A 15,489-nucleotide genomic window follows, 5' to 3' on the forward strand; every position below is an offset into this window, starting at 1 on the left:
CGACCATCGCAGCAGGGCGTGCAGAACCAACGGATTAATACAGGCTGTCGATATTTTCTTTCGTCACGCGCAGGACTTTGTGGAATTTGATGATGCGTTTTTCAGTATCCACATCCGCTTTACCGAGGTTAGGGATCTCAAGACCCTGGGTAATCTCTTCTCCCTTCAGAACCTTGTCGGCCACGGCGGTAATGGCGTAACCCGCAGAGGCCGGGTCGTAGGTGATGCCCATGGCGATATCACCGCTCTTAATCAGGGAAGCGGCCTGAGAGGGGATCATCATGCCGTAAACAAACACTTTGCCTTTCGCCCGTTTCTCTTTCACCGCGCGGCCCGCGCCGATTGGTCCCTGAGAGCCAAAGGAGACAATCCCTTTCAGGTCGGGGTGAGCTTTCATCAGGTCGATGGTGGTCCGGCGGGCATCGTCGATATTCTCGGCCACCGGCATACGGCTGGTGACTTCATGCATATCCGGGTAGTGCTCTTTCTGATATTTGACGAACAAATCCGCCCACAGGTTATGTTGCGGCACGGTCAGGCTGCCGACATAAATAACATAGCCTCCTTTACCGCCCATGGCTTTGGCCATCTCTTCGACGTTATCGGCGGCAAATTTTTCGTTATCAATAATTTCAACGTCCCAATTGGCGCTCGGTTGCCCCGGGGATTCGTTGGTTAATACCACGATGCCAGCATCCCGCGCCTTTTTAAATACCGGCTCGAGCACATCGGCATCGTTGGGGACAATCCCGATCGCCGATACTTTTTTCGCGATTAAGTCCTCAATAATTTTCACCTGCTGCGGGGCATCGGTGCTGGAAGGGCCTACCTGAGAGGCTTTAATACCGAGGTCACTGCCGGCTTTGGTGACACCTTCCCCCATACGATTAAACCAGGGCATGCCATCTATTTTTGAAATATTTACCACTTCAATTTCTTTCGCCATTGCGGAAGTGGAAAATACCATCAATCCGAGCAAACCAGCCGACAGTAATTTTGTTAAGCACATTTTACTCATCTCATACCTCTGAATGGTGGTGAAAATAAATGATAGTGATAACGTTGTTTCGCTGTTTGACCTACCCGTGTTCATTTTTAATATTAGGTGATAATAATCCTTCCCTCGCAGACTTTATCCCGGATAAAGTCAGGGGAAATAGCGAGTTAGCTCCGCTGGATTAAAGAATTAACAGTAGGGTTTTCATATTTATAATGTTATGGAACTACTGGCTTATCGCATGGACTATTATGCCAATACTCTGTTTTGGGATTTCCGTCACTTATCAGGCTTCCTGCGCCATCCGCCGGGCTGAAGCAACGGTATGGCGCGTTTAAGGGAAACTGCCGCTTTTTTTGACCTCAAGCCTGTACAACCGACGCTGAAAAGCGCCTAATACCGTCTCCAAAATTTCTATCATTCACAGTTAACAGGTCTGTTATTGATGAATAAATCCCATCGCTTCGCGCCAGCGCCTGTCTGCTGTGATGATCCTCTGTGCTGTCGGCCCGTTTTGCCGTCGCCAGACTCATTTTCAAGGGACAGATAGCCATGCAGCGTCGACAATTTCTTAAAAATAGCGTTCTTCTTTCTGCCGCAGGCCTGGTGGGCCCGGCCGTTGCCAGCAAGACGGTAGTGCAAAACAACGGTCCGCTTGCCGCACCGGTGATGCGCCGCCGCTTTGTCTTGTCGCAAACCTATAAACTGACGCCGCCGCAGGGCTCCAGCGGCGTCGTTAAGCTGTGGATCCCGCTCCCGGTGGATACTGCCTTTCAGCAGATGACCGGCATGGCGTTTACCGGCAACTATCAGCAGGCCTATGTCACCACCAACAACACCTATGGCGCGAAAACCCTGTTCGCAACCTGGCCAAAAAGTGAAGGCGATCTGCTGCTTCAGCTCGATCTTGAGATCGAAACGGCGGACTGGGAGCCGCTGAAACATGACGCGCTGAAAAACTGGCAGGCACCGGAGCAGATTGTTTATCCGTTGGCGGTGAAGCCATACCTGCTGCCAACAACGCACACACCGGTTGATGGCCTGGTACGCGAAACGGCGCAAAAAATTACCGGCGGCGAAACCGATCCACTGAAGAAAGCGCGCCTGCTCTACGAATGGGTCAGCAGCCATATGGAGCGCGATAACGACGTGATCGGCTGCGGCACCGGCGATGTGACGACCATTCTGCAAAGCGGCAAGCTCAGCGGCAAATGCACCGACATCAGCTCGGTATTTGTTGCCCTGGCGCGCGCCAGCGGCATCCCGGCGCGGGAACTGTTCGGCATCCGCCTGGGCCGTGCCAACAAACTGGAGCGCTACTCCGCCAGCGCCTTCGGCAAGGCCGACAGCGCGGGGGTGGCGGACGTCAGCGGCGGGCAGCACTGCCGGGCGGAGTTTTATCTGGCCGGTTATGGCTGGCTGCCGTGCGACCCGGCGGACGTCACCAAAATGCGTCTGGCGGAGAAAAAAGCCCATCAGGATCCCGATGTGCAGGCGGTGAATGCTTACCTGTTTGGCAACTGGGAGATGAACTGGGTGGGCTTCAACTACGGGCGCGATTTCGAGCTGTACCCGGCGACGGAGCAGGGGGCGGTAAATAACTTTGGCTACCCCTATGCCGAGGTGGACGGCGATCCGATCAATTTTTACGATCCAAAGGTGTTCACTTACCACTATGTCTCAACTGAACAACGCTAAGGGGGCAGGCCTTACCCTGCTGACGGCAGCCGCGGCTGCCGTTACCGCCGGGCTCTGCTGCGTCGGACCGCTGCTCTACCTGCTTTTTGGAATCTCAGCGGCGGGGTTTGCCGGGCTCAGCCAGTTTGAGTTTCTGCGCCTGCCGATGATTGCGCTCTCCCTCGGGCTGATGCTGCGGGTGTTCTGGCGGCTCTATTTTTCAAAAAGGCTGTGGTGTACCGGGCGTTTCACCCTGGGGCAGATGCGTTTACTGTTCTGGCTCTCGCTGCCGGTACTGCTGCTGGTGCTGTTCTACCCCACGGTGGTAGCCTGGATTTATGAGGTGATGGAATGAAACGACTGTTAATAAGCGCCTGTCTGCTGCTTCCGCTGTTTGCCCAGGCCGCGAATGAAAAAGTGGTGCTGGATGTGCAGGGCATGACCTGTTCGCTGTGCGTCATTTCGGTTAACCAGGCCCTGCGTGAAACGGAAGGGGTGGTGAAAGCGAAAGCGTCGTTGAAGACGCGCCAAACCGACGTCATCGTCCCGGAAGGTTTCCCGACGGAGACATTATTACAGGCGGTGGCGAAAACGGGATATACGGCAACCGTGAACCGTATTGAAAAACCGTAAATATAATAATTACGCATTATGGCTTAATTATTATTGTCGTACTGGCGCCTTTCTGAAATACCAGGAAAGGCGCCCTATCACACAAATATTGATAAATTATGATGATATTACTTCAGTTTCATAAATATTACGTTACAAAACGTTGACCTTCCTGCCCGCGCGCTCTATCTTAGAATAAGTTTCTCTATCAATTGCTCCATTTTTATCCTTATATCGCTTTTTATGACGATGGGTTATTCCGTCGCTGCAGCTTATTGTGGATTACGGTCAATATGAATATAACCGCGAGTAAATATACCCTCTGGATGCGCGATGTTACCCTTAATCCGTGGGCCGCTTTTTATTTTCTGCAATCCGTACTGATTAATTATTCGTTTGGATATTCATTCAGCCTGCTCTATTCAGTGGCATTTAGCTGTGTGCTTTTTGTCCTGTGGCGGATCGCGCCTCGCGTGCAGAAAGGGTTTATTGCCCTGTGTAGCCTGCTGGCGGCCATCTACTTCCCGTTTGAGCAGGCCTATGGCGCACCGAACTTTAATACTCTGTTGGCGCTGCACTCCACCAACTTCAGTGAGTCCGTCGAGATCCTGACAATATTCCCGTGGCACAGCTATCTGGTCTCATTGATCATTCTGGCGCTGGGCGGGGTGGCGCTCCGGCGTAAAATTACGCCTAAACAGCCCTGGCGCCGTATCGATATGATCTGTCTGGCCTTCAGCGTCGCCTGTTTCTTTATGACGCCGATGAAAAACCTGGTCCACTGGGGAAACTTCACCCTGCTGGATGTGGGCTATCCGGTGTTCCGCTTCGTAAAAGATGTGGTGATCAACAACCACGAAGTGGTGCAGGAAAAAGCACACATGCTGGAGCTGGCTAAACTGAAGGACGACTGGACCGTGCTGGCGGTGAAACCTCGCTACCACAATTACGTGGTGGTGATCGGTGAAAGTGCGCGTCGGGATGCCTTAGGTGCTTTTGGCGGGCAGTGGAATAACACCCCCTTTGCCAGCACGGTGAAGGGCACGTTGTTCACGGATTATGTCTCCTCCAGTGCCTCCACCCAAACCTCGCTGGGCCTCTCCATGACCCGGGTGAGCGGGGGAAATCCGGAGTACCAAAATAACTTCGTCACGCTGGCAAACCGCGCCGGATTCCAGACCTGGTGGTTCTCCAATCAGGGACAAATTGGTGAAAACGATACCGCTGTCGCCAGTATTGCGAAGCGTGCCAATAACGTGCAGTTTTTACGCAAAGGCTATTATGAAGATGAAAATAATCCCCGGGATGAAACCTTATTACAGATGACGCAGCAGGTGCTTTCTACCCGCCACAGCCAAACGCAGCTGATCGTCCTGCATTTAATGGGCTCACATCCCCAGGCCTGCGAGCGCACCCAGGGAAAATATGGTGAATTTGTGCAGTCGAAAGAGACCTCCTGCTACATCTACAGCATCACCCAGACCGACAACCTGTTAAAACAGCTTTATCAGCAGCTACAAAATAGCGGCGACAGCTTCTCGATGGTCTATTTCTCCGATCACGGTCTGACCTATAAATCCCGTCTGACCGGGGGGCAGTATATGGGGCATGGTGATGCCTTCCAGCAAAACTATCAGGTGCCCTTTATGATCATGTCGAGCGACGACAAAGAGCATCGCCTGATTAAAGCCCGCCGCTCTGCCAATGATTTTCTCGATTTCTTCTCCGTCTGGACCGGGATCGAGGCGAAAGAGTTAAGCCCGAAATACGCCTTTGTCTCGGAGCAGGATGTGGGCTCTCCCACGGTGACCAACTTTAAGCAGCAGAAAGTGAATTACGCGCAGCTGCCTGACGATCTTCATTGATAACGCCAGTCAGGGAGACCTGACTGGCGGGCTTCCGCTCAGACACCGCCCAGATAAGCCTTTCTGACCTCCTGATTGCCGAGCAGCTCTTCGCCGCTGCCGCTCAGGCGGATCTGGCCGTTGACCATTACATAGCCCCGGTCGGAGAGCTTCAGCGCATGGTGCGCGTTCTGCTCCACCAGAAAAATGGTCATCCCGTTGCGGGCCAGCTCCCGCAGGGTCTGGAAGATCTGCTTCACCACTATCGGCGCTAAACCCAGGCTCGGCTCATCGAGCAACAGCAGTTTTGGCCGACTCATCAGGGCCCGGGCGATGGCCAGCATCTGTTGTTCGCCGCCGGACATGGTCATTGCCCGCTGTTTTCGCCGCTCTTTCAGGCGCGGAAAGAGGTCAAACATGCTCTGCAGATCCTCGGCCGCATGCTGGTTGCCAATGGGGATGGTCCCCATCAGCAGGTTCTCTTCTACCGTCATATCCGGGAAAATGCGCCGTCCTTCCGGGGCCTGGGCGATGCCGCCCGAAGCGACATAGTGGGTCGATTTATGGCTAATATCTTCGCCGCAAAACAGAATTTGCCCGTCGCGCACCCGGGGCTGGCCGAAAATCGACATCAGCAGGGTCGATTTTCCCGCCCCGTTAGCGCCGATCAGCGCTACGGTTTCGCCGGGATTCACCTGCAACGAAACCTGCTTTAGCGCCTGGATCACCCCGTAATAGACATCCACCTGACGAAACTCCAGCATCGCCTCACTCATACACTGACCTCGCTCTCATCGGTGCCCAGATAGGCGGCAATGACTTTTTCATCGTGCTGGATCTGTTCGGGTTTACCCTGGGCGATCACATCTCCGTGGTCGAGGACGATGATGTGATCGGAAATCTCCATCACCATGCCCATATCGTGCTCGATCAGCAGGACGGTGATGTCATGGCGATCGCGCAGGAAGCGGATGATGTTACTCAACGTGTGGGTCTCCACCGGGTTCAGCCCGGCGGCCGGTTCATCAAGACAGATCATCTCCGGGCCGGTACACATGGCGCGGGCAATTTCGAGTCGCCGCTGCTGGCCGTAGGAGATCTCGCCCGCCAGCCGGTTGGCGCAGTCCACCAGATCCACCACCTCCAGCCAGTAGAAGGCCCGATCCAGGGCGTCGCTCTCCGCCCGGCGATAGGCGGGGGTATTCAGCACCCCGGCCAGCAGGTTGCGGTTCACCTGCATATGCTGGGCCACCAGCAGGTTCTCCACCACCGACATCTCGCGGAACAGGCGGATATTCTGGAAGGTACGCGCCAGCCCGGCCCGGTTGACCAGATGGGTGCCGCCAAACATCTTGTAGTAGAGACGCTGGCCGAACTGCGCCGGGTTGATCCAGTCTCCCGGCTGGAATTTCTGCCCGAGGACCTGGATCACGTTGGTGGTTTTGCTGCGGGTATTGAACAGAATATTGCCGCCGGAGGCTTTATAAAACCCGGTCAGACAGTTGAAGACCGTAGTTTTCCCCGCGCCGTTTGGCCCGATCAGGGCGGTGATAGAGCCGCGCTGCACCTCCAGATTGACGTCGTTTAGCGCCTTAATGCCGCCAAAATGCATCATCAGATGCTCCACGCTCAGGATAGTCCCGTTCATGGCGCCACTCCTTTTCGCACCGCGAAGCCGCTGCGGTTGATACGGATAAGGCCGCGTGGCCGCCAGATCATCATTACCACCATTAACACGCCAAAGAGCAGCACCCGGTACTCCGCAAAGGTGCGCAACAGCTCCGGTGTCACGGTGAGCACGAAGGCCGCCAGCACCACCCCGACGGTGGAGCCCATTCCGCCCAACACCACGATGGCGAGGATCAGGGCCGACTCAAAGAAGGTGAACGAGGTGGGGTTAACGAACCCCTGATAGGTGGCGAAGAATACCCCGGCGATCCCCGCGGTCGACGCCCCAAGGGTAAAGGCTGACAGCTTGACCAGCACATGGTTGAGGCCCATGGAGCGGCAGGCAATTTCGTCTTCGCGCAGCGCTTCCCAGGCGCGGCCAATGGGCATTCGCGTCAGGCGATGCTTGATGTAGAGCACCACTAGCACCACCAGTAGCAGCACGGCGTAGATGAAGATGAACTTCAGATTGGGGTTAAAGGTCAGGTTAAAAAACTCGTGGAACGGGACGCCGCCATCTTTCGCCCGCCGACCAAACTCCAGCCCGAAAAAAGTGGGGGGCGGGGCGGAGACGCCGTTCGGCCCGCCGGTAAAGGTCAGCCAGTTGTTCAGCACCAGACGGATGATCTCCCCGAAGCCGAGGGTCACAATCGCCAGATAGTCGCCGTGCATCCGCAGCACCGGGAAGCCGAGCAGGGCGCCTGCGGCAGCGGCCATGAGTGCCGCCAGGGGTAGCATGGTCCAGAAGCCGAGCCCCAGATACTGATAGCCCAGCGCCAGCCCGTAGGCACCGATAGCGTAAAAGGCGACGTAGCCAAGATCCAGCAGCCCCGCGAGCCCGACCACGATATTTAGCCCGAGGCCGAGCAGAACGTAGATCAGGCCGAGGATTGCCACCGTCAGCACGTATTTGGTGGCGACGAAAGGAAAACAGACCGCCAGAGCGATTATCAGCGGCAGGATCCAGCGCATCCGGCTTTTGTACTCCGGCGGGCGGACGTAAACCCCGGCGCTGTCGCTCTCGAAACGCGCGGAGAGACGCCTGCCCGGCGCGGTCATTAAAAAGGTGCTAAGTAAGAAACGTCCTGTCATTACCGTGGCGATGATCCACGCCAGGCGCCGCCCTTCGAAGTTAAAGCTGTAGCCATCCAGCACCACACCCGCCACCGGACCGAAAATAATCAGCGCGACCATGCCCGCAAAAATGGCGTCGAGGAGGCAGCGTTTGAGTGAAAAGCCGTCGTGAGCAACGGGCTGTGAAACGATCTGTGACGTCATGTTGTTTCTCTCACACTTTGGCCACGACGGGGCGGCCAAGCAGTCCCTGAGGACGGAAAATAAGGATCACCACCAGCAACCCAAAGGAGAAGACATCTTTATAATCGGTGTTGACCATGCCGGAGAACTGCGCCTCGGCGATGCCGAGGATTAACCCCCCTAACATGGCGCCGGGCAGGGAGCCGATCCCCCCGAGCACGGCGGCGGTAAAGGCTTTAATCCCGATAATAAACCCGGCGTAAAAATCAAAGGTGCCGTAGTTCATGGTGATCAGCACGCCCGCCAGCCCTGCCATCGCCGCGCCAATCACAAACACCAGGGAGATAATCCGGTCGGTATTAATGCCGAGAATCGACGCCATCTTGCGATCCTGCTGCACGGCGCGACACATCCGCCCTAAACGGGTGTGGCTGATGATCCAGGTCAGCACCAGCATCCCGGTGAACGAGGCGATCAGAATGAAGACTTTGGTGTAGGTGATCTGCACAAAACCTTCGCCAATGTGAAAGCGAAGCACACCATCGAGCATGGTGGGCACCCCTTGCTGGCGTGGGCCCTGGCTGAGCTGAGCGTAATTTTGCAGGATCAACGACATGCCGATGGCGGAGATCAGCGGGGCCAGGCGCGTAGAGTTACGCAGCGGTTTATAGGCGATGCGTTCGATGGTCCAGCCATAGACGCCGGTTACCACGATGGTGAAGACCAGCGTGCCGAGGATCAGCAGCGGAAAAGATTCCAGCCCGAAGAAGGAGAGGAGCGCCAGGCCGATGGCGCAGAGATAGGCGGAGATCATATAGACTTCGCCGTGGGCGAAGTTAATCATGCCAATAATGCCGTAGACCATGGTATAGCCGATGGCGATCAATCCGTAGACCGACCCCAGCGTTAAGCCATTGATTAGCTGCTGCAGAAAGAAAGTTTCCATTATCGCGCGCTTGTGTTACAGGCCGCAGGTTGCGCTGCGGCCCGATGGTTATAGTGCGTCGGTATGTCGCCATACCGACGTTGAGCGGTTACTGCACTTCCTGATATTTGCCCTTGTCGTCCCACTCGTACACCACGTAGTCGGAGACTTTCAGGTCGCCTTTGCTGTCCCAGGATTTTTTGCCCATTACGGTATCCACCGAATTGGCTTTCAGCCATTCGCTGGCTTTGGCTGGATCGGCACCGCCCGCAGCTTTAAATGCCGCAGCAATGGCCTGCACAGAGGCGTAGGCGTAGAGGGTATAGCCTTCCGGCTCGAATTTACTGGCGCGGAATTTGTCGATCACCGCTTTGCCTTCCGGGATCAGGCGCGGGTCTTTGCCGAAGGTCATGTAGATGCCGTTGGTGTACTGCGCACCCCCGGCAGCGGTGACCATCTCTTCGTTGACGATGCAGTCCCCGGAGAAGAATTTCGCCTGCACGCCCTGCTCACGCATCTGACGCACCAGCGGGCCCGCTTCCGGATGGCAGCCGCCAAAGAAGACCACGTCTGGCTTCTGGGCGCCGATTTTGGTCACCAGCGCGTTAAAGTCTTTCTCGCCGCGGGACAGCCCTTCATACATCACGTTCTGCACGCCACGTTTTGCCAGCGCCGCTTTGGTAGCATCCGCCAGACCCTGTCCGTAGGTGTCCTTGTCGTGAATAATCGCCACCCGTTTGGCTTTCAGCTTGTCGATAATGAAATCGCTGGCGATCTGGCCCTGCTGATCATCGCGCCCGCACATGCGGAACATGTCGCTCATGCCGCGCTCGGTGATCTGCGGGTTAGTAGAGCCGGGGGTGATGGCCAGCACGCCGGCGTCGTTATAGACCTCTGAGGCTGGCATGGTGGAGGAGGAGCAGAAGTGGCCGACCACGGCTTTGACTTTATCCTGATCCACCAGCCGGTTAGCCACCGACACAGCCTGCTTCGGTTCGCAGGCGTCATCGCCCTGCACCAGTTTGATCTTTTCACCATTAATGCCGCCCGCGGCGTTGATATCTTCCGCAGCCTGCGTTGCGCCGTGCCAGTACTGATCCCCGTACGTGGCGTTCGGCCCGGTAAAGGGACCCGCCACACCAATCACGATATCAGCCTGGACGGAAAACGCCGTGACCAGGCAGCCTGCCAGAACAAGAGAAAGAGGACTTCTGATGAATTTCAGCGACATTATGATCTACCTTTTCTGAGTGATTTTTGCACAACCGTGTGTAGTCGAACGCCTGAAGGCGTACCCAATCCAAAAATGCATTGCACTAAACGGACGACAAACTGCAGAAACAGGCGAGGGTGTCTGACGCATTTCCTCGACAGAACAACATTAAGCAAAATGGTTGCCAGAACGGGCAGCGTAGGGCCTTGTTTCGACAATTTTCAGTATAGAGCGCCGTTTTACGCCGCCCGGCACCACGAAGTGAAATTACAGCGGGGATCACATCTCATTAACAACAAAGCACATAAGTTGTGCAACGGTCACGATTTAAGCGTTTTTGCACCAGCAAAGACCGCGGATCAACAGGGAAGAGAACCGTTTCTGTGTTACCCAGCACGCCATTCTATTCTGCAGGAGATCTACCCATGACCGAAGGCCCGTTAAACGAAACCGAAATGGAGTGGCTGGAAGAGACCTTAATGACCTACGGTCATGATGACGAGTCCGTTATGGATGTTTCAGAACTCGACGGTATGCTGACCGCGGTGCTGTCCGGCCCCGTGGTAGTGGAACCAGATCGTTGGCTGGTGGCGGTGTGGGGCGGCGAAAAGAACATTCCGCGCTGGAAGAACGAGCGTGAGATGAACCGCTTCATCGATCTCTGCTTCAAGCACATGAACGATATCGCCGAACGCCTGAGCGACTACCCGGATCAGTTTGAACCGATGTTCGGCATGAACGATGTCGACGGTCAAACCTATACCGTGGTGGAAGAGTGGTGCTTCGGCTATATGCGCGGCGTGGCGCTGACCGACTGGTCATCCCTGCCGGAGTCGCTGCGTGCCGATCTGGATTTAATTGCCCTGCACGGTTCCGAAGAGAACTTTGAGCGCCTGGATTCCTTTAGTGAAGAGGCGTTCCAGCAGAGCATCGAGGGCATTCGTCCGGCAGCGCTGCGTCTGTATAACTACTGGATTGCCAACCCGCAAGCGCCGGTTACTCAGCAACCGGTGATCAACGGCACCAAAGTGGGGCGCAACGATCCCTGTCCGTGCGGCAGCGGCAAGAAATTCAAGAACTGCTGTCTGCATTAACAGCGCCCGGCGGCGCTTCGCTTGCGCGGGCCTTAATATCCGTAGGCCGGGTAAGCGCAGCGCCACCCGGCATCATTGCACGTTATCCCACCTCTGGCAGCAACCCCGCCGTAATCCCGAACTGCACCAGGACTATCGCGATCCCGCAGGCAAAGACCAGACAGAGCGCAGGCTTACCGCCTGGTACCCGGTAGTTCCCTTCAGGATGGTGCTTACGGCTTTGCCAGACCAGCAGCGAGGGCAGCAGCAGCGCCAGCACCGCTAGCGCCACGCCTGCGTAACCCAGCGCCATCACAAAACCCCGTGGGTAGAATAGCGCGAAGGCCAGCGGCGGCAGAAAGGTGATTGCCCCGGTCTGAATACGTCCGCTGACCGTGCGGCTGCGCTGGAACAGGTCGGCGAGGTAGTCGAACAGGCCCAGCGCCACCCCCAGGAACGAGGTCGCCAGGGCGAGATCGGCAAACAGATGCACCGCCAGCTCAACGTGCGGCGAGGCAACCACTTCGCGTACGGCCTGCAACAGCCCGTTCAGCCCACTATGGTTTGCCAGCATCCCCATGAAGCTCGACGAGTTGATACTGCCGAGGGTCACCAGCTGCCAGAAGATGTATGCCACCAGCGGAATAGCGCTACCGGTGATAAAGATCCAGCGCAGCTTGCGCACGTTGCCATTCATATAGCTGACAATGCTCGGCACGCTGCCGTGGAAACCAAACGAGGTAAAAATGACCGGGATAGCCGACAGAGCCAGCCCTTTCTCCAGCGGCAGCGTCAGTAAGTTGACCTTATGAATATGCGGGGCCAGCAGGGCCAGCATCACCACCAGGAAGACTATTTTTGCCGAGAACAGGAGGCGGTTGAACAGATCGACCAGCGACGTGCCCACACAGACCACGCCTCCGCCAATCAGGGTAAATAAGAGCACCCCGGTGGCGGGGGAGAAATCAGCGTTGAACCCGTCATTGATGCTGGAGGCGATCAACTCACCCGCGCCGCTGATGTAGGCTGCCGTCAGGGCATACATCAGGAACATCATGCTAAAGCCGGTGATCCACTGGCCGAATCGCCCCAGATAACGCCCGGCCAGCGATCCCAGCCCGGTATCGGCAGGAACGTGTTGATACACTTCGAGCAGCAACAGGGCGGTGTAACACATCAGTGCCCACAGCACGCCCAGTAACACCAGCGTAACGCCAAACCCGACACCTGCCGCCGCCAGCGGCATCGCCAGCATCCCGGCGCCAATCGTCGTTCCGGCGACGATAAAAATACTACCCAGCGTTCTGTTCTTCACGTTTTCCTCTAAAACCCTACGGCACAACGACAAAATCTGCGGCGCAGAGTAAGGGAAAAGGACGGGCTCGTCAAACCGGCGTTACAACTGATGTAATGTAATCTTTACGCTATTTAACTCAAACCTCGCTCTGGTCATATGCCCGTAAAAATGAGGAGGTTTGCCTACTTCATAAGAGCAATGTTTTCGCTCGATAATCAGGCGTAACGTAAACGTTTCTTATAAATATTCAAAAAAAGTGAGACGGCGATGGCGGTCAGTAACCCCTTCTGTGCGAAATGGAGTCGTTCAGGCAATTTATTGTGTCACGGGCACTGGATAATCAGCTGGCAGGGCCAGGCGCTAACCTTACCGGAGGCGAGGCAGGAAAAGGATATGGGGACCTGGGCCATCTATTCGATCATCGATCCCGAAGATGAGACCTTTGCCCAGGGGTTGCAGGAAGATGAGTGGATTATTGAAAACGTCGAATGGTTGACCGATCTCTTTTTCGACCACGGCATTCCGCTGGAGACGGCCAGCTATCGCCAGTTTTATCAGGCGGTCAATAAACAGGACTGGCGCTGCACCAGCTGTGCGGGTTGCATGTAAACCTGCGCCAGCGCAAAACGTTGCGGGGAGGAAAGGGTTAGGCTGCGCCTTTTGTTCTGGAGGGTTTATGGCATCCATTCATGGGCACGAAGTGCTGACGATGATGATCGAGTCCGGTGAGCAATACAGCGAAGAGAGTCTGATTGCTGCGATTACGGCGCGTTTTGGTGACGAGGCGCGTTTTCACACCTGTTCAGCTGCGGATATGACGGCGGCGGAGCTGGTGGCATTTCTGGCGGCGCGCGGTAAATTCATTCCGCAGGCGTCGGGTTTTTCAACTCATGAAAGTAAAATCTGCCGCCATTAAAAATTTGCGGCGCCTGATGGCGCCGCATAAATATTAATTTTGGGCATCGAGCGTCGACAGCTCTTTATCAATAAAGTACAAACCTTCACCCGATTTTCCGGCCAGTGAAAGTTTATCGAGAACCGATTTAAACAGCTTCTCTTCTTCATGCTGTTCTGCCACATACCACTGCAGGAAATTAAAGGTGGGATAATCCTGGCTGGTCATTGCTGCGTGTACCAGTTCATTAATTTTTTGCGTGATTAGCTGTTCATGCTCGTAGGTAGCGCGGAACAGTTCATCTAATGAGGCATATTCTGCAAACGGCGATGCCACCGGGTTGATGCGCGGCAGGCTGCCGGTATCCGTAAGATAATCAAAGAGACGCTGCATGTGCGTCATCTCTTCCTGCGCGTGACGACGCATAAATGCCGCCGCGCCTTCAAAACTGTGATAGCTGCACCAGGCACTCATCTGTTGATAGAGCAGGGAGGAGTAAAGCTCCAGATTCATTTGCTCATTGAGCTTGTCGATCATTTCACTTTTAAGCATGGTGTGGCTCCGTTTTATTATTAACTGGTCAACGTGAGCGTCACTATAATTTGTTATTTATTTATTTGCAAAAAGTAAAATAAATATTTAAGCGATCATAATACGAATGGGAATAAAACGCATTGCGTGCAGCTTAAATATATTAATGATAATTGTTCTGTTTCGTGTTTAGAATATTATTGCCAGCAGAAGCGCTGGCAACGAAATTAGTAATAAGCCGAGGTCGTAACGGCAGGGGCGGGGGCGTAACCGTGGCACTGATACTGGATAGTGACGGTTTTGTTCAGACACAGCGAGCCGCTGATCACGCTACAGGTTTCGATCGGCTGACCGTAGGCCTGGGCCGTGCTGTATCCCATGGCCTGACATTCGCGGGTGGCAGTGCCACTTGTTACATAGGCATCATCATAAGAGGTCTGGAATAGTGGCTGACCATAATCAAGCCTGACGACCCCCGAGGTGACATCGACACTGCTCACTTCAGCCTTGCGGGTGATGCCGCAACCTGCCAGTAACAGCACCAGACCGACCGTGCATAATCTCTTCATAGAACACTCTGAATGCGTTGAAATAACCTATACTAACGCCAGACGTAAAGCGCAATGCCAGGAATAACCACCTGTTCTCTCTTTTCTCTTCGCTACGACCATCCGGCTCCTCAATCATAAGCCATCCTTTTGCGAACCGGTGTTCACATCCCTCTTCATCAAAATTGTGAGCGCATCTTTGTTTTTTGAAACTATTTTTCACTTAATTTGAAAGTGCGTTTGCTTAGTAGTAAGGTGAGTCAGGTAAGCTATTCACAGCGGGGTGCCCCGCATCGCATTCAGGAGACGAAGTATGAAAATTGCACTGATGATGGAAAACAGCCAGGCGCAAAAAAACGCCATCATCCTCAAGGAATTGAACGCCGTTGCTGAAGAGAAAGGTTTCCCGGTTTATAACGTTGGGATGAGCGACGAAAACGATCACCACCTGACCTATATTCACCTGGGGATCATGGCGAGCATTCTGCTGAACTCTAAAGCGGTTGATTTCGTGGTGACCGGTTGCGGTACCGGCCAGGGTGCGCTGATGTCCCTGAACATCCACCCGGGCGTGGTGTGTGGCTACTGCATCGATCCTGCTGACGCCTTCCTGTTTGCACAGATCAACAACGGTAACGCACTCGCCCTGCCATTTGCCAAAGGCTTCGGCTGGGGCGCAGAGCTGAACGTGCGCTTTATCTTTGAAAAAGCCTTCACTGGCCGTAAAGGCGAAGGTTATCCGCCAGAGCGTAAAGAGCCTCAGGTTCGCAACGCGGGCATCCTGAACCAGGTGAAAGCGGCTGTGGTGAAAGAGAACTATCTCGACACCCTGCGCGCCATCGATCCGGAGCTGGTTAAAACTGCGGTTACCGGTCAGCGTTTCCAGCAATGCTTCTTCGAGAACTGCCAGGATAAAGAGATCGAAGCCTTTGTCCGCGGTATTATCGGCTAA

General features: G+C 55.0%; 17 protein-coding genes. 8 read left to right on the forward strand and 9 right to left on the reverse strand.

What is annotated here, in order from left to right:
- Window positions 1-34: 34 nt before the first annotated feature.
- Window positions 35-1,018: an autoinducer 2 ABC transporter substrate-binding protein gene (locus tag C3406_RS13190; protein WP_103822429.1), complete on the reverse strand. Its 984-nt coding sequence runs from the start codon at window positions 1,016-1,018 to the stop codon at window positions 35-37.
- Window positions 1,019-1,549: 531 nt separating this feature from the next.
- Between C3406_RS13190 and C3406_RS13195 the strand changes: the two genes are divergently transcribed.
- The 4 genes from C3406_RS13195 (at window position 1,550) to C3406_RS13210 (ending at window position 5,151) form a co-directional block, all read left to right on the forward strand.
- A complete protein-coding gene (locus C3406_RS13195) occupies window positions 1,550-2,695 on the forward strand; it encodes a transglutaminase-like domain-containing protein (protein ID WP_103822428.1) in 1,146 nt (381 codons plus the stop codon).
- A complete protein-coding gene (locus tag C3406_RS13200) occupies window positions 2,673-3,029 on the forward strand; it encodes a mercuric transporter MerT family protein (RefSeq protein ID WP_103822427.1) in 357 nt (118 codons plus the stop codon). Before C3406_RS13195 ends, C3406_RS13200 begins: the two co-directional genes overlap by 23 nt.
- Window positions 3,026-3,307: a heavy-metal-associated domain-containing protein gene (locus C3406_RS13205; protein WP_103822426.1), complete on the forward strand. Its 282-nt coding sequence runs from the start codon at window positions 3,026-3,028 to the stop codon at window positions 3,305-3,307. Before C3406_RS13200 ends, C3406_RS13205 begins: the two co-directional genes overlap by 4 nt.
- A gap of 272 nt (window positions 3,308-3,579) precedes the next feature.
- Window positions 3,580-5,151: a phosphoethanolamine transferase family protein gene (locus C3406_RS13210; RefSeq protein WP_103822425.1), complete on the forward strand. Its 1,572-nt coding sequence runs from the start codon at window positions 3,580-3,582 to the stop codon at window positions 5,149-5,151.
- 38 nt (window positions 5,152-5,189) lie between these two features.
- Here the strand turns inward: C3406_RS13210 and C3406_RS13215 are convergent, their stop codons facing one another.
- The 5 genes from C3406_RS13215 to C3406_RS13235 form a co-directional block, all read right to left on the reverse strand.
- Window positions 5,190-5,906, reverse strand: coding sequence for an ABC transporter ATP-binding protein (locus C3406_RS13215; protein WP_103822424.1), 717 nt, complete (start codon window positions 5,904-5,906; stop codon window positions 5,190-5,192).
- A complete protein-coding gene (locus tag C3406_RS13220) occupies window positions 5,903-6,778 on the reverse strand; it encodes an ABC transporter ATP-binding protein (protein WP_103822423.1) in 876 nt (291 codons plus the stop codon). Before C3406_RS13220 ends, C3406_RS13215 begins: the two co-directional genes overlap by 4 nt.
- On the reverse strand, window positions 6,775-8,076 hold the full coding sequence (livM, locus tag C3406_RS13225; protein WP_199182709.1) for a high-affinity branched-chain amino acid ABC transporter permease LivM: 1,302 nt from the start codon (window positions 8,074-8,076) through the stop codon (window positions 6,775-6,777). Before livM ends, C3406_RS13220 begins: the two co-directional genes overlap by 4 nt.
- A gap of 10 nt (window positions 8,077-8,086) precedes the next feature.
- Window positions 8,087-9,001 (reverse strand): ABC transporter permease subunit, encoded by a 915-nt coding sequence (locus C3406_RS13230; RefSeq protein ID WP_103822422.1) that lies wholly within the window; start codon window positions 8,999-9,001, stop codon window positions 8,087-8,089.
- A gap of 88 nt (window positions 9,002-9,089) precedes the next feature.
- Window positions 9,090-10,211, reverse strand: coding sequence for a branched-chain amino acid ABC transporter substrate-binding protein (locus C3406_RS13235; RefSeq protein WP_103822421.1), 1,122 nt, complete (start codon window positions 10,209-10,211; stop codon window positions 9,090-9,092).
- 407 nt (window positions 10,212-10,618) lie between these two features.
- Here C3406_RS13235 and C3406_RS13240 point away from each other — a divergent pair, with 407 nt between their 5' ends.
- Window positions 10,619-11,287, forward strand: a complete 669-nt coding sequence (locus C3406_RS13240) for a YecA/YgfB family protein (RefSeq protein WP_103822420.1) — start codon at window positions 10,619-10,621, stop codon at window positions 11,285-11,287.
- Between the two features lie 82 nt (window positions 11,288-11,369).
- Here C3406_RS13240 and tyrP read toward each other — a convergent pair whose 3' ends face one another.
- The gene (gene tyrP, locus C3406_RS13245; RefSeq protein ID WP_103822419.1) at window positions 11,370-12,581 is read right to left on the reverse strand and encodes a tyrosine transporter TyrP; all 1,212 of its coding nucleotides are present in this window, start codon (window positions 12,579-12,581) and stop codon (window positions 11,370-11,372) included.
- A gap of 249 nt (window positions 12,582-12,830) precedes the next feature.
- On the opposite strand from tyrP, the gene C3406_RS13250 reads away from it, so the two are divergent.
- Window positions 12,831-13,172: a hypothetical protein gene (locus C3406_RS13250; RefSeq protein ID WP_103822418.1), complete on the forward strand. Its 342-nt coding sequence runs from the start codon at window positions 12,831-12,833 to the stop codon at window positions 13,170-13,172.
- Window positions 13,173-13,239: 67 nt separating this feature from the next.
- Window positions 13,240-13,479: a YecH family metal-binding protein gene (locus C3406_RS13255; protein ID WP_103822417.1), complete on the forward strand. Its 240-nt coding sequence runs from the start codon at window positions 13,240-13,242 to the stop codon at window positions 13,477-13,479.
- Between the two features lie 33 nt (window positions 13,480-13,512).
- Here the strand turns inward: C3406_RS13255 and ftnA are convergent, their stop codons facing one another.
- Together ftnA and yecR are read right to left on the reverse strand one after the other, a co-directional pair.
- Entirely contained in the window at window positions 13,513-14,010 is a 498-nt protein-coding gene (ftnA, locus tag C3406_RS13260; RefSeq protein WP_103822416.1) for a non-heme ferritin, read from the reverse strand.
- Between the two features lie 206 nt (window positions 14,011-14,216).
- Window positions 14,217-14,558, reverse strand: coding sequence for a YecR family lipoprotein (yecR, locus tag C3406_RS13265; protein WP_103180106.1), 342 nt, complete (start codon window positions 14,556-14,558; stop codon window positions 14,217-14,219).
- Between the two features lie 292 nt (window positions 14,559-14,850).
- On the opposite strand from yecR, the gene C3406_RS13270 reads away from it, so the two are divergent.
- A complete protein-coding gene (locus C3406_RS13270; RefSeq protein WP_103180105.1) occupies window positions 14,851-15,489 on the forward strand; it encodes an RpiB/LacA/LacB family sugar-phosphate isomerase in 639 nt (212 codons plus the stop codon).

This window comes from Leclercia sp. LSNIH8 (assembly GCF_002920195.1).
Classification (GTDB): domain Bacteria; phylum Pseudomonadota; class Gammaproteobacteria; order Enterobacterales; family Enterobacteriaceae; genus Enterobacter.